Raw genomic sequence first — 15,852 nt, forward strand, 5'->3', positions numbered from 1 at the left:
CGGACAAAATTTCCGCCAGATCTCATCCGGAGTAATCACGCGCATGGCTCGTCAATTCATCTACCACATGGCCGGGCTGACCAAGGCCTATGGTAACAAGAAGGTTCTGGAGAATATCCACCTCTCCTTCTACCCAGACGCCAAGATCGGCATCCTCGGCCCCAATGGCGCCGGCAAGTCCACGGTGCTCAAGATCATGGCTGGTCTTGACAAGGAATGGTCGGGCGAGGCGTGGCTGGCCGATGGCGCCACGCTTGGCTACCTGCCACAGGAGCCGCAACTCGATCCGAACAAGAATGTGCGCGACAATGTCATGGAGGGCGTTGCGGCCAAGACCGCGATCCTTGAGCGCTACAACGAACTGATGATGAACTATTCCGACGAGACGGCAGACGAAAGCTCCAGGCTCCAGGACGTCATTGACAGCCAGAATCTCTGGGACCTCGAATCTCAAGTCGAAATGGCGATGTCGGCCCTGGGCTGCCCGCCCGGAGATACAGAGATCGATGGTCTTTCCGGTGGTGAGCGGCGGCGAGTGGCGCTTTGCAAACTGCTGCTCTCCAAGCCGGACCTGCTGCTGCTCGACGAACCGACCAACCATCTCGACGCCGAGACGATCGCCTGGCTCGAGAAGCACCTGCGCGAATATCCCGGCTCCGTGCTGATGGTGACCCACGATCGCTACTTCCTCGACAACGTCACCAACTGGATTCTCGAACTCGACCGCGGTCGCGGCATTCCTTATGAGGGCAACTACACGAAGTACCTCGATGCCAAGGCCAAGCGCATGGCGCAGGAAGGCCGTGAAGACGCCTCGCGCCAGAAGGCGATCTCCCGGGAACAGGAATGGATCCGGGCAAGCCCGAAGGCACGTCAGGTCAAGTCCAAGGCGCGTATCCGGGCCTATGACGAACTGGTCGAAGCAGCGGAGAACCGCAGGCCGGGAGACGCGCAGATCATCATCCCGGTGGGCGAGCGTCTTGGCAACGTGGTGATCGAGGTCGAGGGCCTTTCCAAGGGCTACGACGACACGGTGCTGATCGACGACTTGACCTTCAAGCTGCCGCCGGGCGGCATTGTCGGTGTTATCGGTCCGAACGGTGCCGGCAAGTCGACGCTGTTTCGCATGATTACCGGCCAGGAGAAACCCGATTCCGGTGCCGTCCGGATCGGCGATTCCGTCCAACTCTCCTATGTCGACCAGAGCCGCGATACGCTCGATGGCAGCAAGACCGTGTGGGAGGAAATCTCCGGTGGCGTCGATATTATCAAGCTCGGCAAATTCGACATGAACTCGCGCGCCTATTGCGGTGCCTTCAACTTCAAGGGCGGTGACCAGCAGCAGAAGGTCGGCACGCTCTCAGGCGGCCAGCGAAACCGGGTCCATCTCGCCAAGATGCTGAAATCCGGCGGCAATGTCCTGCTGCTCGACGAACCGACCAACGACCTCGATACCGAAACGCTCGCGGCGCTCGAGGATGCACTCGAGAATTTCGCCGGCTGCGCTGTTATCATCAGCCACGACCGCATGTTCCTGGATCGGCTCGCGACCCATATCCTGGCGTTCGAGGGCGACAGCCATGTCGAGTGGTTCGAGGGCAATTTCGAGGATTACGAACAGGACAAGATTCGTCGCAAGGGCCCCGAATCCGTCAATCCTGGGCGGGTTACCTACAAGCGCCTGACGCGCTAAGCGATAGCGACCGGGCCCACGTTCGCAGAGGCAAATATCAAGAGCCACGCGCCAAACGGTGCGTGGCTCTCTTGTATCGTGAAGGAGGGGGCAAGACGGGGTCCCTCGCCGGCCCTTGACGTTATTGCCCAATCCGCCTGCCGGGCAGGGCAGTTCACAGGCATCGGTTGCGCAACCATTCTGTGCGTCGCTTGCCGACGGCCTTCGCCTTGTCGCTGCCCACGCTGGCAGATTTCTTCGTCGAACGTCAAAAAGACAGAACCCGGCGGTGGAGCGCGCCGGGTCTGCCTCGGAGATTAGCTGGCGTGATCGCGAGCTAGGAATGTGCCGCCGCTTGCAGGGGGGAGGATCTGGCGGCCTCTCCGGCATTCAGGGGGGCGGGATCAGCCGCAGACGCGAACCTTCTTGATGTAGACATTGCCCCAATCGTCGTAACGCTTGATCTTCTTCACGTAGCAGTAGTCGTCGTCGTAGCCATAGCCCGGGTTCACGACCACGACACCCCAATGATGACGCTTCCAGCCGTGATTGTGATGCTTGTGCTTCCACTTCCAGCCTGCTTCAGCAGCCGATGCGAGGGAGACGGTGGCGACGAGGGCGGCGGTGGCGCCGATGATGAACTTTTTCATGGATCTCTCCTAGAGATATGGGTTGTTGTTTCGTTTCGCTGGATGTTTTCTCTCATCCGTTGAGCCTGTTTTCCCACAAACGATGGATCGCCGCTGTTTCTGCGGGAACATGAAGCAAGGCCTGTCGCAATGTGCCGAAAGCGACATTCCATTTTCTGCTTGCGCCTCGTCGCGAAATCACATAAAGATATCTTTATATGTTGATTGGGTGTTGAATGAGTTCACGGTCGAGCCTTTCGTTGAACAAGCTGGTGGATGTCCTCAAGGCTTCGGCCGAGACGACCCGGATGCGGCTTCTGGTGCTGCTCTCGTCGGGCGACCTTACCGTCAGCGATCTCACCGACATCCTTGGCCAGTCGCAGCCGCGCATTTCTCGCCACCTCAAGCTGCTCACCGAGGCGGGCCTCATCGAGCGCTACCAGGAAGGCGCCTGGGCGTGGTTTCGTCTGCGACGCGAAGGGGACGCGGCGCAGCTTGCCCGCCGCATCGTCGAGGAAGCATCGAGCGGTGACGCTGTCATCGCGCGCGACCAGAGCCGGCTCGGTCAGGTCCGTGCCGCGCGTGCCGACAAGGCGATGGCCTATTTCAGCCGCAACGCCCAGAGCTGGGACAATCTGCGGCGGCTGCATGTGAGCGAGGCCGAGGTCGAAAGCGCGCTGCGCGACATGATCGGCGACCGCCCCGTGGATTCGCTGCTCGATCTCGGCACGGGCACGGGCCGGCTGCTGCAGCTCTTCGAAGGCATCTACCGTCATGGCATGGGCATCGACGCCAGTCGCGAAATGCTGGCTGTGGCGCGCTCCAATCTCGAGAAGTCCGGCATATCGAAGGCATCGATCCGGCTCGGCGACATCTTCAACCTGCCGCTCGAAGGCGGCGGCTTCGACCTCGTCACCATTCATCAGGTGCTGCACTATCTCGACGAGCCGCAATTTGCGATCAACGAAGCGGCCCGCATGCTGCGCCCGGGTGGCCGGCTGCTGATCGTCGATTTCGCGCCGCACGGCATCGATGCGCTCCGCATCGAGCATCATCACGCGCGTCTCGGCTTTTCGCGCGAGACGATGGCCGGCTGGCTCAAGGCCGCGGGCCTCGAAGTGATCGAAACGCGCGATCTCCAGCCCGAGAAGGGCGAGGAGGCGCTGACAGTCACGATCTGGCTGGCGCGTGACCGCCGGATGGAAATCGCCGACGACTCGACCTTGAAAATTGCCAGCAGGAGGGCCTGACGATGAACAGCCGCAACGACGACGTCAAACTCTCCTTTGAATTCTTTCCGCCGAAGTCGGACGAGATGGAGCGGCAGATCTGGATCGCGGTGGATGCGCTCAAGCGCTGGAAACCCGATTTCGTGTCGGTCACCTATGGGGCCGGCGGTTCGACGCGCGACACGACGCTGTCGACGGTTGCGCGGATGATTGCGGAAAACGGTCTTGCCGCTGCCTCGCACCTGACTTGCGTCGGCTCGACGCGTGAAGAAGTGGCCGATATCGTAGCCGAGTTCCGGGCCGCGGGCGTCCGGCATTTCGTCGCCTTGCGCGGGGACGCGCATGGCGGCATCGGCACAGCCTATCAGCCTCACCCCGGCGGCTACGCCAACGGGGCGGAGCTGACGGCCGGATTGCGCGCCATGGGCGATTTCGAGATTTCTGTCTCGGCCTATCCGGAAAAGCATCCCGAAAGTGCGGACACGGTTGCCGATATCGACATGCTCAAGCGCAAGGCCGATAACGGAGCGACCCGGGCGCTCACCCAGTTCTTCTTCGACAATGACGTGTTTGCCCGCTATCTCGACCGCGTGGCCGCGGCCGGCATCACCATTCCCGTCGTACCCGGCATCCTGCCGATCCAGAATCTGGCCCAGGTCAAGCGTTTTGCCCGGCTGTGCGGTGCCACCGTTCCAGCTTTCGTCGATGCGGCGCTGGCCCCGGTCGAAGACAAGCCCGAAGAACACGCAGTCCGGGCGGCGGAACTTGCGGCGCGCCAGGTCGAGGGCCTCAGGCGTCTCGGCATCCGGGAATTCCATTTCTACACGATGAATCGGGCGCCGCTGGTTTCCGACGTTCTGGAGCGCACCGGCCTCTTCAGCGAGCGCGGTGCAGCGGCCAGCCGAGCGGCCTGAAGCAAACGAAAAAAAAGGGCGCCGCTCTGTCGCGGCACCCTTTTCTTGAATTTGTCTCCGGACGCTTTGTTGTCCCGGACCTTGCAGCCGTCAGATGAAGATCATCAGTGCGACGAAGGCAAAAGCTGCTCCTACCAACACGGCATTAAAGGAATTTGTAAGCCCCATCGTGGCCTCCTTGGTCTGTGTTGACCCGGGCATTAAGGGTTAATTTTTGATGGTTGAAAAGCGGAATCTATGCCGCGCCGCAACATGATTGTGAAAAATTGATGACGAATCTTCGTCCAATCTCATGAAACATCTGGATTTTTGCCGCCTGTAATTATTTTGTCGCGGCTAGCGTCAGGGTTAAGATTTTCGGCTGCGTCGTGGCGCTGACGTCTCCGCCCGGATCACTTCGCGCCCGTTTCCCGTGCTTGGGTGATTCTGCGCATCAACCTGCCGTCGAGGACGAGGAGGCCAAGGATGATGAACGCAAGACCAAGCCAGTCCTCTGGCCCCAGGCGCTCGCCGAGAAAGAGGGTTGAGAGCAAGATCGCGCTCGGCGGAACCAGCAGTGTCACCAGTGAGGCATTGGTGGCGCCAGCGGTGCTGATCAGGCGGAAATAGATGATGTAGGCGAGCGCCGTCGAGAGCAAGGCCAGTGCCAGAACCGCGCCGAACGCGCCCGCAGGTGGCAGCGGTAGTTGCCAGGGCATGTCGTGCAGAAGCACCAGCGGCAGGATGATCAGCGTCGAGGCGGTCAATTGCCCGGTTGCAGTGACGGCCGGTGCGACATCGCGGAACTGCCGACCCCAGACGGCGGCAAAGCCGTAGGAGATCGCCGCGGCCAGCGGCAGCGCCATCGCCCAGAGTGGCGCATCGGCGCCGATCGTCAGCTGCGGCGCGAAAAGAATGACCGTCCCGACAAGGCCGATCAGCGTACCCATCATCTTGCGGCTTGTGAGCTTCTCGTCCTCGGTCATGAGATGGGCGACGATGACAGTCCAGATCGGCGTCGTCGCATTGAGGATTGAGGCGAGGCCGGCGCCGATCTCGGTCTGGCCGAGAAAGATCATACTGTGCGGCAGGACGTTGTTGAAGAGCCCAAGGATCAGGAAGGGGCGCCAGCGCGCTCTCATCACGCCGTAGATCCCGTAACGGCCGGCGATGAAGATGTGGAGCGCCAGCGCCGCGAGCGCGAAACGCAGGAAGGCGAGGGTGAAGGGCGGAATGTGTTGCACCGCGACGCCGGCAAAGAAGAATGAGCCGCCCCAGAGCAGGCCGAGGCCGAGAAGCATCAGCCATGCATTGCCGGAAATTTGGGAGGAAGGTTGGTTGCTCATTCTCGACGCCCTTTGTCTGCTGGAGCGTCCTATCCGAACCCAACGCGCGGGCGCCACCCGAAAGCCGGGCGGCGACCGGCATGGATATTCGGGTCAGAGTGCGTTCAGCAGCGCCGGGGTGGCCCAGCCATCCGCGGGCATACCAAGCCGCGCCTGTTCCTTCTGGATCGCGACGCGCGTGCCGCCGCCGAGAATGCCGTCGATCTTGCCGACATCGTGGCCGAGTGCCTGCAACTTTTCCTGCAACTGTTTCATCTGGTCGGGAGAAAGGCCGGCTTCCGGGTTACCCTTCTGGTAGGTCCCGGCGCCGGCGAGCCGCGTCGCGAAATAGGCGGCGGAGGTCGTGTAGATGAAGGACTGGTTCCACTCGAGATAGATGCCGAAATTCGGATAGGTCATGAAGGCCGGTCCCTTGCGACCCTGCGGCAAGGCGATGGCTGCCTTGAGATGGCCGAAGCTGGTATTGCCGTCGCGCGGCTGGACACCGAGCGCAAACCATTCGGCGGCGGTGAGGGGGCCGCCAAGGCCGGTCTTCTCGAAGGGGAGATTGTCGGGAATGGTCACTTCCTGGATCCAGGGTTCACCCCTGTTGAAACCGAGGCTCTGGATAAAGCGGGCGGCAGTGAGGATCACATCCTCTTCGCTCTTCTTCAGGTTGACATGGCCGTCGCCGTCGCCGTCGGTACCGAAGGCGATGATGTCCCTGGGCAGCATCTGCACCTGGCCGATCTCGCCCGCCCAGGCTCCGGTATTGGCGTCCGGATCGAGGTCGCCGTGCTGGACCATCTCAATGAGCGAGAGAAGCTGCGGGCGGAAGAGTTCCGGACGACGGCAATCATGGGCCAGCGTCACCAGCGCATCGCGGGTATTGAAGTCTCCCTGCACGGCGCCGAAATCGGTTTCCATGGCCCAGAAGGCGGTGATGACAGGTGCCGGCACGCCGTAGTCGGCCTCGGCCTTGGCGAAAGTGTCGGCATATTGCTTGATCTTCTGGCGACCGATGTCGAGGCGCGCCTGGGAGACAGTGCGCTTGGAGAATTCGAGGAAGGTCTGGCGGAAGACGCCCTGTCCGCGGTCACGGCTCAGCACCTTCTTGTCGATCTGCGCGCTGGCCAGCGCGCGGTCGATGGCCTCAGCAGGAATGCCCTTCGCCGTGGCGTCGGCACGAACACCATCCAGGAAAGTGCTGAGATCGCCGCCGCAGGGCGCTTTCGGCTGTTCTTGGGCGAGGGCGGGGACGGCGAGAACGGAGAGGATAAGGAGAGCGGTGGCGGCGGTGGTGCGCGTCATGGAAGACCTTCTGGACTTGGCTTCTTTGGGGTGCAGAAGCTTTTCCAGAAGATTAAGGCAGATGCAAGTCTGCCTTATCCTTATTCCGCCTGTTGAGAACCTGTTCTCAGTTGCTTTCGGCGGCGGCGGACTTCACCCATTTTTGCCAGTTCTTGCGCGTGCCGGCAAAAACGTTGATATCCGTGTCGCCCTTGATGCCCGGGATCTGGCCGGTGGATGTATACTGCCAGAAGGCCCAGCGATCGCGATCGTAGACCTTGGACGGATGCTGGGCGACGGCGCGCAGCCAGTAGTGATAGTTGTCGAACTCGCCGACGAGGATATCGCGGTGGAAGTCGACGGCCGTGTAGATGATCGGGCGCTTGCCGTAATGCTTTTCCAGCCGGTCCATGAACTTCTTGAGTTCGTAAACAGCCGTCACCTTTGACGGGCGGTATTTGCAGGTCTTGGAAGCGCCATTCCATTCGACGTCGAGAACGGGCGGAAGGTATGTCGCGCTCTTCGGCACATTTTGGATGAACCAGTCGGCCTGCTCGTCCGCGGTCGAGCAGAAATAATAGAAGTGATAGGGCGCGTATGGAATGCGAGCCGCCCGCGCACCCTGCCAGTTCTGGTTAAACTTGTCGTCGAACCGATCCTTGCCTTCGGTCGCCTTGATGAAGACGAAGGATACGCCGGAGTTCTTCACAGACATCCAGTCGATCTCGCCATTCCACTTGGAGACGTCGATGCCATGCACCGGGTGATGGTGCGGTGTGATCTTGCCGAAATTCTGTGGATCGGTGTCCTGGAATTTTGGGGATATGGATGCTGTTTCCACGAGATCGTAATCCGTGGACGAGCAGGACGCCAAAGCCATAAGCAGAGGCAGGATAGCAACTGCGAGAATCCGCATTGTTCCCCCGATGATACGCGACACACACTGCCTCCTGAGCCCCACGCGCTGCCCGCGCAATGTCTGCCGTAGGAGGATTGAACCTCCGTTCTTCCATATCATCGTAAAAATTGGGTTAGTTTCAAGCCAAATCGATACGGACCGGGCTTGTAACGCAAGCCTCGGACCATTTTCGATTCACAATCGCCTGATGACAGCGAGCCAGGCATAGCCGAGTGCATGGCTTGAGAACTCTAGTCGGTAGGGTGCGCCCTCGATCGTCGACCGCAAAGCCGATTCGAGATTGGCACGCGGGGTGACATGGAATCGCCGGAGCCAGCCTCGCAGCAGCGCGCCAAACCAGCGCGGCAGTCCCTCCTGCTGGCCGAAATCGGCTATGTGGAGCGAGCCGCCCGGCTTGAGTGCTGCGAGCGAGGCGGCGATCGTCTTCTCCCAATCCGGGATCATCGACAGCGCATAGGAAATCATGATGCGGTCAAAGCCCGGCTCGTCGAAATCGGCTGGCACGAAGCGGCTTGCGTCGAGTTCCCGGAGCGTGACCTCATGGGGAAGGCCGGCGAGCTTGCCACGTGCCGTCGCCAGCATCTCCGAGGAGATATCGAGGCCGAAGAGGCGCGTCATGGGATAGTGGCTGGCAACAACAGCCAGATTGCGGCCGGTGCCGCAGCCCACTTCGAGCAGGCTTTGACCTTCGGACATGTCGAGCCCGTGGATCATCCGGTCGCGGCCCAGAAGATAGTATTTTCGGGTCAGGTCATAGATGTGTCGTTGCCGGCGGTAGACCCGGTCCATCAGCCGGGAGTGATCGCTCCGCGTCATCGTCGGCGCGGCGGTCATTTCGCGAGCTCGTAGACGTGAAAGCCGCCATAGATCGCCGACCGGTCCTTGCGGTTGAGCTGTTCCGAGCGTTCGCGGAGATAGATCCAGCGGCGGTCGACCTCGGTTGCGAGCCGGTTTTCGACGATGCTCTTCTCGGCGGCCGTACGGAAGATGATGCGGGCGCCTTCGCGCGCCGTGCGGGTGATTTCCCGCCACAGGCTGTTGAGCTGCTGGTCGGTCATCCAGTCCTGTGCGTCGAGCAGCACGAAGCGATCCATGGAGGCATCAGGCTTCGTCGCGAGAACGGCCTCGAAATTTGCATGATGGAGCGTCACGCGGTCGAGATTGTTCTTGATCGGCTGATAGCTCTCGCGCGTGAGATAGGGCGGCAGCTTGCCTTCTTCGGGCCTGGGATAGCGGCGAGCGAAGGCCTGCCAGGCGAAGTAGTTCTCATTGAGCGGGAAATGGCAGGCGAGCTTTTCGACGCGTTCGCGCAACACGTTGGCCAATGACCTGTCGTCGGTGAGGCTCGCCAGCTCATCGAACTGCCGCGGCGGGATTCCGAGACCGAAAAGCGAGCTCTTGCGCGCGGTAATCCAGCGCACGACCTTGCGGTCGAAGATCGGTGCGATCTTGCGGTCGAAGAATTCGCGCTGCTCCTCGATCGTGCGCGCCTCAATGATCTCGGTGAGGTCGACGCCGTAGAGACGGGCGGCCATGTGGCTCGCGCCGATGAAGCGGCCGAGCAGGCCGGTGCGGTAGAAATTTCCGTTGAAGACGTCGATGCGCTTCTGGCCGTTGAGCCGACGCTTTTCCCAATAGCGTCGGGTCTCGAAATCGAGATGCGGTGCGATGAACTGCTTGTAGGCTTGGCCGTTTGACGGTTCGTTGGCGATGCCGAAGAAACGCATCACGTCGGGATGGCCGGGCAAATGAGCGAAGGCTGCGATCTTGAGCCTGTTGAGCGCGATATGGCTGGCGTTGAGGTCGGCGACATCGATCGAAGCCGGGCCCTTGGCGAGATAGCTCAGCATGTTGCAGCCGCCGGATGCGATCGTCGCGATGCGATGCTCCGGGGTGAGTTCCATGGCGAGCAGGTCGACGTCGGGGTCTTCCCAGATTTGCGGATAGACCAAGCCGGAGAAGAGCAGGCCAAAGAGCCGTTCCGACATGCCGTCGAAACTCAATGCCCTGTGCTGCAGGAGCGCGCCTTTGAGCCGCTCGTCGAGCCCGAATTTCTTCTTCTTCTTCAGCGCTTGCGTCATGCCAGCTCCCCTCGATTGCGATGGCCGGGGAATATTGCGATTCAACGAAGGTTTAATGACAGTCCAAAAGATAGCCTGTTGATCGGCCGCAACGGCCGGACATCAAAAGGGAAAATTAATTTTTGCCCGATAGCGTCATCTGTATGTCGCAGGAGCTGCTAACATGATGTTACGAGCTTTGCTGCCAGGGGTTTCCCAGCGATATGCGATCGTTGGCCTGGCGCTAGGGTCACTGTTCCCCATTCTCGGGCTCGTCGCCGAATTTCTCTTGCACCGCAACCGTGCGGTTGAGCTTCGTCTCGACGAGCCGTTCCGTGCGCTGCTCTTCGCATTGCCTCTCCTTATGGCGACAGTCTTTTTCCTGTTCGGGCGCAGCAGAGAACGGCTCCTCATCAGGCTCAGCGCGGGAGAAGTCATCGAGCGTGAGCTGCTCTATCTATCGCTGCATGATCGGCTGACCGGGTTGCCGAACCGGGCCTCGCTGGAACGGGAAATCGAGCGCTTTGCCATGGCGCGGAGGAAGGGCCGGTCGCGGCCCGCTTTTCTGCTGCTCGACCTCGACAAGTTCAAGCATGTCAACGATACACTGGGTCATGATGCGGGCGACGAACTGTTGCAGCTGTTCTCAATCAGGGTCACCGGCGCAGTCGGCCCTCAGGCACGGATATTCCGCCTCGGCGGCGACGAATTCGTGGTGACGGTTGCCGGATCGCCCAGCGATGTCGATCTGGAGAGGCTCTGCCGTTCGGTTGAGTTGCGCGCGGCAGAACCATTCGAGCTGAGAGCAGGTCGCGCTGTGATCGGCGTTTCCATCGGTATCGCCTATTTCGAGGCGGACGACTTCTCGATGCCCGATGTCATCAAGCGTGCCGACCTCGCGCTTTATGCTGCAAAGGACATCGCCGGATCGGCGCATGTTTTTCACGATCGTGTTCTGGCGAGCGGCATGCAGGAACGCATGCGGACGGAACAGGAAATCGCCTCCGGTTTGCTGCGCGAGGAATTCTTTGTCGAGTACCAGCCGGTCGTGAACGCGACGACGCGCGAGATTGCCGCCTTTGAGGCGCTTGCCCGCTGGCGCCACCCGCAACGTGGTGTTCTGAGTCCTGAGCATTTCCTGTCGATCGCCGAACGTTCGGGCCATATGCTGGCTCTCGGCCGTTTCGTTCTCGGTCGTGCCATCGAGGATGCCGGCCGCTGGCCTGAGGCGATCGGCGTGGCGGTGAATGTCACCGGTGACGAGTTTTGCGATGCGCGATTTGTCGACCACATCAGAACGCTGCTAGAGATCCACAACGTCGCGCCAAGCCGCCTGACCATCGAGATCACTGAAGCGGCGTTCACCATCGACACGGCCATTATCAGGAAAGGGCTGTCCGAACTCAGCGACCTCGGTGTGAAGGTTGCCATCGACGATTTCGGCATGGGTTTCTCCAGCATCAACCATCTCAAGCAGTTTCCGATCGATCGGTTGAAAATCGATCGGTCCTTCACGCAAGCCATGCTCGAAGGCGGGCGCGAGACCGAACTCGTCCAGATCATCCTCAGGCTCGGCCAGATCTTCGGGATACAGACGACGGTCGAGGGCATCGAGAATGAGGACCAGCTTGAAGCGGTGCGCATGCTCGGCGCCGCAGACGTACAGGGTTTCCTGATTTCGCGGCCGCTCACGGCCAGTGCCGCGAGCGCGCTCGCATACAGCCAGTCCGGCTCGTTTGCCGAGACGGCCCTGCGCGTCAGTGCATGACATCGTCCGTCCACAGCTCCATCCACGATTTGATTTTCCGCAATCATCGCAATTCGTTTCCCACTCGGTTATTAAGTCGGGACGAACAGGAGTGACGCATGCGGATTGTCGCGCGGATATTGAAATGGCTCGGGCTGGCGCTCGCTGCCATCGTCGTCGGAGCCATCGGTTGGCTCTATTTCTTTCCGCCGGAATTGTTGAGAGTTGGCACCGCCTATGCCGCAAAGATCGTGTGTTCCAACACGTTCGTCGCCGGCCGTGATCCAGCGGAAGTGCTGAGCAAGGATGTTCAGGCGCCGGGTCATCCGCTCCTGAAATACGTGTCCTTCGAAAGGGGCGAAGATTCAATCACGACCAGGCTCTTTGGCTTCGTCGCTCAGCAGACGGCGCTCTATCGCCCCGGCCTTGGCTGTGTCGCGGTGCCTGATGGCAACGTGGCTGCGGCGCGGGCCGTCGCGCTCGCGGAAATCCCCAAAGCAGAGAAGTCTGAACTCGAATGGCCACTTGGCGATCAGGTCAGCAAGCCGGTGAGCGACCCGGTGCAGGCTCTGCTCGCAGACCCTGACCTCGCTGGTCCCGATATGCGCGCGATCGTCGTGGTCAAGGACGGCCGTATCATCGGGGAGCGTTACGGCGAAGGCTTCAGCGAGACCACGCCACTGCTGGGCTGGTCGATGACCAAGACGGTGACAGGCGCCTTGATCGCGGCGCGGATCGCCGAGGGCAAGCTGTCCTACGATCAGGACAAGCTGTTCCCCGAATGGACCGACGATCGCGCCAAGATCAAGATTTCCGACCTCCTTGCGATGCAGAGCGGCCTCGACCTTGAGGAGACCTATGGCGACGTCAATGACGTGACGCGGATGCTCTTTCTGGAACCTGATCAGGCGCGTTTCGTCGGCTCGAAAGCGCTCGAGGCCCAGCCCGGCGAGAAGTGGGAATATACGACGGGTTCAGCTGTCCTGCTCACGCGGCTCTGGATGAACACCTTCACCGACCAGAAGGAGGCACTCGCCTATCCGCGCAAGGCACTTTTCGGCCGTATCGGCATGACGAGCGCCGTGATGGAGCCGGATGAGGCGGGAACGTTCTCCGGCGGGTCGCTGATGTATGCGACAGCGCGCGATTGGGCGCGGTTCGGGCTGCTGCTTGTCGACAATGGCCAGTGGAATGGCGAACAGGTGCTGTCGCCGGAATATATCCAGCGTGTGTCGACGGCGACGGAGTTGTCCGGCGGAGTTTATACCGGCGCATTGGCCTGGAAGATGGAGAGCGGCGAGCGCAAGGGTGACGAACCGTTCGCCTTGCCCGCCGATACCTATTGGGCGGTCGGCCATGATGGGCAATCGATGGCGATCGTGCCGTCGGAGCGCCTGGTCGTGCTACGGCTTGGCCTCACGCCGTCACGGCTGAAATATCGCCCGGCGAAACTCTTGGAAAAGCTGGTGACTGCCGCGCGCGAGCCGGTTCCGGATCCGGAACTTCAGCCGCGCATACCGCCTGAAGAGCAATAAGGGGAAGGGCCTATCTCAGGCCCGTTTCGTCGAGCAGGCCCTTCTTCTTGGCCTGGAAGTAATAGCCGGTGCGGTAGAGCCAGTCGGCTTTCTTCGCATCCTTGTCGGCGACGATCCATGCGCCACGGAGATATTTCACGGCATATTTGAGATTGGTTTCGGCGTCGAGCAGGCCGGTCGGCGAGCCGTCGTAGCCCATGCCCTTGGCCGTGTTGTAACGGATCTGCATCAGACCCCAGTTACCGCTGTGAACAGCCGTCGGATTGTAGTTGCTTTCACGGCGGACGACGTGGTGCACAAGGTGCTCCGGCACGTCATAGAGGGCCGAATATTTGGCGATGAGCTGGTTGAGATTGGTATTCTTGGTGGAGGAGACGAAGGGATCGAGATTCTGCGTCTTGGTCTCGAGCATGGCGTTGGTAGTCACGCCTTCGGCCTTGACCGGATCCTGGCTTGCCGGCTGAAGCTGGAGTATCGCCGGATCAACAGCTGCGATCTCAATGCTGCGGGTCTTGACCGCGGTCTTCGTCGTCGTCGAAAGTGCCAGATTGGTGTCGATCGCCTGGGCGGCATCGTTAGTCACCGTCGCCGGCTTGGGCTGCGGAATGGCATAGGCCATCGCGACGCTCTGGTCGGTCGCCATATCGCTCGGCTGGGTCTGAAGTGCTACGGTGTCAGGACTTGCAAGAGCGGTCGTGTCGGTCGCCTGAAGCTGGTTGAGCATGGCGATCTCTTCCTGCGTGGGCTTCTTACTCGGAACCGCCGTGTAGACTGGTGCCGTGCTGCTGCAGGATGCCGCCAGAACCAAGGCGCCGGTGGCCATAAACGCCTTCGTCGCCAGCTTCAGAGTCTGCCCCATTTTGCCCGTCCGTGTTTGCCTGCCGGTCCGCCAACCGCGCGAGGTAAGTCTTCACAAATCGTTACGCCCTGATACCTCATTAACTTTTGGGCGGCAACCCGCCAAAAGTCACTTTGCAACCAGAGGCAGGCATGGCGATGATCCGTGCGATCAGAGGTCGCGAAATTTCAGCGGTACCTTATAGTTAATCCTTTATGAATTCATAGAGTTAAGGAAGTGTTACCCGAGGCTTGCGCAACGGCAACACTTCCCGGAAATCCGTCGGATCAAGCGTTACGCTGCACTCCAGGGCTGGCCGATGGCGCCCATCATTTCGCCGAACCAGCGGATGGACGGATCGAAGTGCTTCCCGCCGGCAATGCGTTCGAATTCAATGGTTCTGAGCTTTCCGCCCTTGTCTTCGTCATGGCCAGTGACGCCGGAGACGCGGTTGAGCGCACTTTCGACGGCAAGGTCGACCATGCCCTGAATGAGTCGCAGGTCCTCGGCATTGGCCGGAGCAGAGCGGGCATAGTAGCCGGACTTCTGCACCATGGCGCGCTCGGCGCCGATCAGGCCGCCGAGATTCTTCGAGAACCAGTTGCCGACATTGATCGTATCGATCTTCACATGGCCGAAGGCGTCGCGCTTGATCTGCTCGCCGGATGCCTCGCGCTCGGCGACGATCGCATCAAGACCCGCACCTTCCGAGACGAAGATGGTGGCGAAGCTGTGCCGCTCCATGACCTTGCGCAGCCGCTCGCCCTCCTGCTGGAAGTCGAAGGTCATTTCGGGGAGATAGACGGCATCGATATTCTTGAGCTGAGAATTCATCATCAGCCCTTCGACATACTCATTGTTCCTGGTCTTCTCGATGTAGGCCTTGGCGGTCGCGGCCGTGAGCCAGCCAGAATGGCGGCCCATGACTTCGTGAACCACTAGCGTCTTCGGTGCGGCACTCTGCTCGTTCGAGACATTGTCGAAGAAATGCGCCCCGACTTCGGCCGCCGTCCAGGCGCCGAGCGACTGCCTTATTGGCACGATATCGTTGTCGACAGTCTTCGGAAGGCCGACGACCGTGAGATTGTAGCCATTGGCGCCGAGGTAGGCGGCGAGGTCAGCCGCAGTCGTATTGGTGTCGTCGCCGCCGATCGTGTGCAGGATGGTGACGCCGTCTTTGGTCAGTTGCTCTGCCGCGACGCGGAGCGGGTTCTGGCCTTCCTTGACGAGGCCGCGTTTCACGCAGTCCGCTACGTTGGTCAGCTTCACGCGGCTGTTGCCGATCGGCGAGCCGCCATGGCGATGGAGCAGGTGGGATTTCTCTCGCATGTCCTTGGTGATGGAGATGGAGTCGCCGAGCAGGACGCCCTGATATCCAGAGCGATAGGCGATGATTTCGACATCCGGCGCCACGTCGCTATATCGCCCGATCAATCCTCCGACGGCGGACGAAAGACACGGGGCGAGCCCGCCGGCAGTGAGCAATGCGGCTTTCTGTTTGGCCATGATCGATTTTCTCCAGGCGATATCCATTTGCGGGCGAATGGATGGAATAGCCCATCGCTTTAGTAAAGTGAAGAAATCATGAATTTCCTTGAGACATGAAAGTCCAGTTTGCGACCGTTTGATCCAGCACCCGCACGGCCCCACGGCAGAAGGGTCAATGCGAAAAGTCTTGCGCTCCGCAGGATGAACGGAATGAAACAATGGTTAAG

13 protein-coding genes are annotated in these 15,852 nt (G+C 60.6%); 5 read left to right on the forward strand and 8 right to left on the reverse strand.

Annotated features, from left to right (window positions below; genetic code table 11):
• The first annotated feature begins 43 nt into the window (after window positions 1-43).
• Complete coding sequence (gene ettA / locus AC2YI2_RS06480; RefSeq protein WP_487385619.1) at window positions 44-1,693, forward strand: energy-dependent translational throttle protein EttA; 1,650 nt, start codon at window positions 44-46, stop codon at window positions 1,691-1,693.
• A 383-nt stretch (window positions 1,694-2,076) separates the two neighbouring features.
• Here the strand turns inward: ettA and AC2YI2_RS06485 are convergent, their stop codons facing one another.
• The gene (locus AC2YI2_RS06485; RefSeq protein WP_487385620.1) at window positions 2,077-2,322 is read right to left on the reverse strand and encodes a hypothetical protein; all 246 of its coding nucleotides are present in this window, start codon (window positions 2,320-2,322) and stop codon (window positions 2,077-2,079) included.
• Window positions 2,323-2,537: 215 nt separating this feature from the next.
• Between AC2YI2_RS06485 and AC2YI2_RS06490 the strand changes: the two genes are divergently transcribed.
• Window positions 2,538-3,551 (forward strand): ArsR/SmtB family transcription factor, encoded by a 1,014-nt coding sequence (locus AC2YI2_RS06490; protein WP_487385621.1) that lies wholly within the window; start codon window positions 2,538-2,540, stop codon window positions 3,549-3,551.
• 2 nt (window positions 3,552-3,553) lie between these two features.
• Window positions 3,554-4,444, forward strand: coding sequence for a methylenetetrahydrofolate reductase [NAD(P)H] (gene metF, locus AC2YI2_RS06495; protein ID WP_487385622.1), 891 nt, complete (start codon window positions 3,554-3,556; stop codon window positions 4,442-4,444).
• Window positions 4,445-4,836: 392 nt separating this feature from the next.
• Here the strand turns inward: metF and AC2YI2_RS06500 are convergent, their stop codons facing one another.
• The 5 genes from AC2YI2_RS06500 to AC2YI2_RS06520 all read right to left on the reverse strand — a co-directional run bounded on the left by AC2YI2_RS06500 (window position 4,837) and on the right by AC2YI2_RS06520 (window position 10,038).
• On the reverse strand, window positions 4,837-5,769 hold the full coding sequence (locus AC2YI2_RS06500) for a DMT family transporter (RefSeq protein WP_487385623.1): 933 nt from the start codon (window positions 5,767-5,769) through the stop codon (window positions 4,837-4,839).
• A gap of 93 nt (window positions 5,770-5,862) precedes the next feature.
• Entirely contained in the window at window positions 5,863-7,059 is a 1,197-nt protein-coding gene (locus tag AC2YI2_RS06505; protein WP_487385624.1) for a lytic murein transglycosylase, read from the reverse strand.
• Between the two features lie 106 nt (window positions 7,060-7,165).
• Entirely contained in the window at window positions 7,166-7,954 is a 789-nt protein-coding gene (locus tag AC2YI2_RS06510; protein ID WP_487385866.1) for a glycoside hydrolase family 25 protein, read from the reverse strand.
• A 177-nt stretch (window positions 7,955-8,131) separates the two neighbouring features.
• Entirely contained in the window at window positions 8,132-8,791 is a 660-nt protein-coding gene (locus AC2YI2_RS06515) for a class I SAM-dependent methyltransferase (RefSeq protein ID WP_487385625.1), read from the reverse strand.
• The gene (locus AC2YI2_RS06520) at window positions 8,788-10,038 is read right to left on the reverse strand and encodes a BtaA family protein (RefSeq protein WP_487385626.1); all 1,251 of its coding nucleotides are present in this window, start codon (window positions 10,036-10,038) and stop codon (window positions 8,788-8,790) included. Before AC2YI2_RS06520 ends, AC2YI2_RS06515 begins: the two co-directional genes overlap by 4 nt.
• A gap of 163 nt (window positions 10,039-10,201) precedes the next feature.
• Here AC2YI2_RS06520 and AC2YI2_RS06525 point away from each other — a divergent pair, with 163 nt between their 5' ends.
• The gene (locus AC2YI2_RS06525) at window positions 10,202-11,785 is read left to right on the forward strand and encodes a putative bifunctional diguanylate cyclase/phosphodiesterase (protein WP_487385627.1); all 1,584 of its coding nucleotides are present in this window, start codon (window positions 10,202-10,204) and stop codon (window positions 11,783-11,785) included.
• A gap of 98 nt (window positions 11,786-11,883) precedes the next feature.
• Window positions 11,884-13,299 (forward strand): serine hydrolase domain-containing protein, encoded by a 1,416-nt coding sequence (locus AC2YI2_RS06530; protein WP_487385628.1) that lies wholly within the window; start codon window positions 11,884-11,886, stop codon window positions 13,297-13,299.
• Between the two features lie 10 nt (window positions 13,300-13,309).
• Here the strand turns inward: AC2YI2_RS06530 and AC2YI2_RS06535 are convergent, their stop codons facing one another.
• Together AC2YI2_RS06535 and AC2YI2_RS06540 are read right to left on the reverse strand one after the other, a co-directional pair.
• A complete protein-coding gene (locus tag AC2YI2_RS06535) occupies window positions 13,310-14,158 on the reverse strand; it encodes a transglycosylase SLT domain-containing protein (RefSeq protein ID WP_487385629.1) in 849 nt (282 codons plus the stop codon).
• A gap of 273 nt (window positions 14,159-14,431) precedes the next feature.
• A complete protein-coding gene (locus AC2YI2_RS06540; RefSeq protein ID WP_487385630.1) occupies window positions 14,432-15,643 on the reverse strand; it encodes a pyrophosphate--fructose-6-phosphate 1-phosphotransferase in 1,212 nt (403 codons plus the stop codon).
• Window positions 15,644-15,852 lie beyond the last annotated feature (209 nt).

The sequence above is a fragment of the Rhizobium sp. SRI_017 genome, assembly GCF_057586295.1.

What these genes read in the sequence shown, in the direction of transcription:
- AC2YI2_RS06525 (WP_487385627.1), top strand. Translation starts at nt 10,202, where the DNA reads ATGATGTTACGAGCTTTGCTGCCAGGGGTTTCCCAGCGATATGCGATC.
- AC2YI2_RS06520 (WP_487385626.1), bottom strand. Translation starts at nt 10,038, where the DNA reads ATGACGCAAGCGCTGAAGAAGAAGAAGAAATTCGGGCTCGACGAGCGG.
- AC2YI2_RS06530 (WP_487385628.1), top strand. Translation starts at nt 11,884, where the DNA reads ATGCGGATTGTCGCGCGGATATTGAAATGGCTCGGGCTGGCGCTCGCT.
- metF (WP_487385622.1), top strand. Translation starts at nt 3,554, where the DNA reads ATGAACAGCCGCAACGACGACGTCAAACTCTCCTTTGAATTCTTTCCG.
- ettA (WP_487385619.1), top strand. Translation starts at nt 44, where the DNA reads ATGGCTCGTCAATTCATCTACCACATGGCCGGGCTGACCAAGGCCTAT.
- AC2YI2_RS06510 (WP_487385866.1), bottom strand. Translation starts at nt 7,954, where the DNA reads ATGCGGATTCTCGCAGTTGCTATCCTGCCTCTGCTTATGGCTTTGGCG.
- AC2YI2_RS06490 (WP_487385621.1), top strand. Translation starts at nt 2,538, where the DNA reads ATGAGTTCACGGTCGAGCCTTTCGTTGAACAAGCTGGTGGATGTCCTC.
- AC2YI2_RS06535 (WP_487385629.1), bottom strand. Translation starts at nt 14,158, where the DNA reads ATGGGGCAGACTCTGAAGCTGGCGACGAAGGCGTTTATGGCCACCGGC.
- AC2YI2_RS06515 (WP_487385625.1), bottom strand. Translation starts at nt 8,791, where the DNA reads ATGACCGCCGCGCCGACGATGACGCGGAGCGATCACTCCCGGCTGATG.
- AC2YI2_RS06540 (WP_487385630.1), bottom strand. Translation starts at nt 15,643, where the DNA reads ATGGCCAAACAGAAAGCCGCATTGCTCACTGCCGGCGGGCTCGCCCCG.
- AC2YI2_RS06485 (WP_487385620.1), bottom strand. Translation starts at nt 2,322, where the DNA reads ATGAAAAAGTTCATCATCGGCGCCACCGCCGCCCTCGTCGCCACCGTC.
- AC2YI2_RS06505 (WP_487385624.1), bottom strand. Translation starts at nt 7,059, where the DNA reads ATGACGCGCACCACCGCCGCCACCGCTCTCCTTATCCTCTCCGTTCTC.
- AC2YI2_RS06500 (WP_487385623.1), bottom strand. Translation starts at nt 5,769, where the DNA reads ATGAGCAACCAACCTTCCTCCCAAATTTCCGGCAATGCATGGCTGATG.